Source organism: Aquicoccus sp. (assembly GCF_041686535.1).
Classification (GTDB): Bacteria; Pseudomonadota; Alphaproteobacteria; order Rhodobacterales; family Rhodobacteraceae; genus Aquicoccus.
Genome location: NZ_JAWLDS010000185.1, coordinates 1 through 3,026, shown reverse-complemented (window position 1 = coordinate 3,026; position 3,026 = coordinate 1). Strand labels below are relative to the sequence as shown.

4 protein-coding genes are annotated in these 3,026 nt (G+C 58.2%); all 4 read right to left on the bottom strand.

Translation table 11 applies throughout. From position 1 onward, the window contains the following. Window positions 1-141: 141 nt before the first annotated feature. Complete coding sequence (locus ACESL9_RS17725; protein ID WP_372675395.1) at window positions 142-1,062, bottom strand: glycosyltransferase; 921 nt, start codon at window positions 1,060-1,062, stop codon at window positions 142-144. A 253-nt stretch (window positions 1,063-1,315) separates the two neighbouring features. After that, window positions 1,316-2,074, bottom strand: coding sequence for an SH3 domain-containing protein (locus ACESL9_RS17720; protein ID WP_372675394.1), 759 nt, complete (start codon window positions 2,072-2,074; stop codon window positions 1,316-1,318). Window positions 2,075-2,112: 38 nt separating this feature from the next. Next, window positions 2,113-2,496, bottom strand: coding sequence for a curli-like amyloid fiber formation chaperone CsgH (gene csgH / locus ACESL9_RS17715; protein WP_372675393.1), 384 nt, complete (start codon window positions 2,494-2,496; stop codon window positions 2,113-2,115). Between the two features lie 15 nt (window positions 2,497-2,511). Then, a complete protein-coding gene (locus ACESL9_RS17710; RefSeq protein WP_372675392.1) occupies window positions 2,512-2,874 on the bottom strand; it encodes a hypothetical protein in 363 nt (120 codons plus the stop codon). Between the last annotated feature and the right edge of the window lie 152 nt (window positions 2,875-3,026).

Genomic DNA, 3,026 nt, shown 5'->3' with positions numbered 1-3,026 from the left:
GTCGCAGGGGCGTCATTTTCGCCAGTCGCATTTTTCCGCGCAAGTCGGTTTCATCGGACGGAATGACGCCAGGCGAAATGGATCTGGTTGGCTGGGGCACCAACGCAGAACCGGAGCGCAAATCCATCGCCATTCGTCCCCTCAGATCCGCGCCAACGCAACGGCAAGATAAAACAGTGCTGTTCCGGCACGCGTTTGCGAATGAACTCCAGACCGCAATACATGCGGCAACCCCAAGGGGCCGCGGCCAAGCCCTGCACGAAAATTGTTGAGAATCTCCCGGTTTTCTTCTGTCAGCAATGACTCGGCCTGGCCAAGCGCATGGGTATGACCCTCAATCCAGCGCCCGTACTCGCCTCCGAAGACGAGTGCGAGCCGTTTGAGGCGGGCGCGCCATCCACGATGCGCACCCAGAACATTGACAGCATGCTGGCGATACAAGAGCACCTGCGCAGCATCGATCAGGACCGCACCGCCGGCACCGATGATCAGCTGGTAAAGCCACCAGTCATGATAGGCGATACCCGCCGGCTTCCCTGCGGCGCGGACGAGCGAAAGCGCGGCACTGTTCAGGACGGTGCTGTGGCCGCTTATGATATTCTGGGTCAGCGCGTTGGCAAAGCTCGGGGCGCGGCGCGGCATGCGCGACCTTCCGATGGGTGTGAGGTCTTCCTCCACATGCACACTTTGAGCGCCATAGATTGCTGGTTGCCCATGAGCGACCGCCTCCAGGCGTGCAACTGCTCGCTCGAGCTTGTGAGGGTGCCAAACGTCATCCTGATCCGACAGGGCCACCAACCCGGAGGGCAACTCCGGGCGACACAGAAGCGACATGAAATTCGCCGCGGCCCCTTGCCCTGGCCCTGCGACCAGTCGGATGTCATGTGTCTTTTTGTGGGCATCCATGAAAGTGCGCAGAATGGTACAGGTGTCGTCCGTAGACCCATCGTCGCTGATCCAGAGCGACCAGTTTTCATGGCTTTGTTCAACAAGGGACGCCAACTGCGCAGGCAGAAACCGTGCGCCATTCGCAGTGCAAAGCAATATGGTAACAGGAGGCATGGGGCATGACATTTCGGAAGACCTTGACCCAAGCTCTCGACCTAGGCAAGGGCAAGGTAATATTCTGGATCCGGCGTATTGGAAGAGGTTCGCGGATCTACATGACCGCAAAATCATGCAGTGATCGCCAAACCGGATAGAGTGCCGTTTGTGAAGATCGTGCCAGGAAGATTGGCGCCATCTATTCAATGAGAATCGCCGCAAGGGCCAGACATCTCTGGCGTGCTGGCTGCCCTGTCGGGGGGCCGTGGTATCAATCGCCTTCAGCTTCCGCGCTGCAGCCGTTACGAAATGTCACGATCGGCCATTCTTCCTGGCGCAAGGCGCTTTTCGCCAGCCAAGCATCCACCTCACCGAAACGGGCGCGACACCAGATTCCATCCGAGGCGGTCAGACACTGGTTGACCCGTACACAAGTGCCCTGCGGAATCGTTCCCACGCTTGAGGCATCCCTGCGCGGTTGCGCCCGTACCATAAGGTTGCCCAGGGTTTCGATTTCGGCCAAGCCTGTCTCATCCGAAGGAAACTCGGGCAGCTGCAATTCCGTCTCTGGCGCACAGGCATCAGTGGTGCCCAAGTAATAGCACCGGTGGCGCTGCACTGCACGTGCGAGCGCGGTGTTGCTTCCGTCGCCGCTGGCTCTTTCGATCACGATACCCAAGCCGTCAGCCGCGCGCGTGCCTGTAAGACGGCGCTGGTTACCACCCAACTCGGCGAGCCTGTTTCCGGCATCGTCAAATAGAACAAGTTGGCCATTTTCGACTGTCCAGCCACTCAGATCGTCAAATGGGTCCTTACAGTTCTGACTTTCTGCGGGCAAAGGCGAGTTCGAGTTCGTGGACTCGGTGCCCAGCATCAATCGGCAAGGCCCCTGCCCAGTGGACTGCGAGGGGTCAAACTGATACCATTCTTGTGCAAATGCCTCGATCAACGCATCGCGATCCTGAGCGGCCGCCATGCCGGCTGCGACGCAGAAAGCCTGAATCGTAATCGCAAAAACACTCTTTCGCATCAAATATTCCACCGTCTTCTGATGTTCCCGCGGAAGGGTCAGTCGCGCTCTCCGATGGTCACCCGACTTTCGGCTATGATCGTGTCCCCGATCGTAACGACGAGGTCAACTGACAAAAGCGAGCCTTCGCCGAAGTTCAACCCTGTTGATGCCACAGGAAGGCGCGATGCGCCTGTGGTCAGGTCCAATTCACGTGACTGACTCGTTTTCATGCGCCCGCCACTCCCTTCGTGTTCGATTGACAGCGTCGCGGTAACCTGTGCGGGGCCCGTGCCACTGACGACGCCTTCAATCATGAGGGAGTCGTCTGAATGGGTCAGCACAATCTCGGGCAGGACGGGAGAGATGGTTTCAGACATGGCGGGGCAGGAACAAAGTCCCATGGCGACCGCTATCGGTGCAAAGGCGCGACGGGTGATCATGAAGATCTCGTTTCGTCAATAATTGGTTTGGGTGATCGAGACATTTCCAGCGTTGGTGTACACCGAAACACCCGGGGACCCAGAATTGCCAGAATTGACGATCCCTGTGCCCTCCTGCGTAAACGTAAACTCAACCGATGAATTCTGGCCGCTCACGGACAAATTGTTCACGTTGTCATCTCCGACCTGGCGTAGCGTGCCACTGACATTGATGCCTTTCACAGTCAGCGTTCCGCGGTTTCTGTTGCCGTCCTGAAAGATCGCCCCGTCAGACGGAGACGTCGAACTTTCGGACGTTACAGTGAGCGAGGCGAAATTATCTGCACCAAGTTGCTGAATCATGCCAAGCCCGGCAGGGCCAGCGATGAAGGCGCTCACCTCGTTTCCGAAGGCGGGGTTGCCTATCTGACCCTGTTCCAGAAAGGCGCGAGTTGGACCTGTCACGCTTTAGTGCCGCCCCAGGTGCTCGTTTAAGCCACCTTTCGTTCGAAGGCGATCGGGCTTTTCCAGCCCAATGCTGAGTGGCGGCG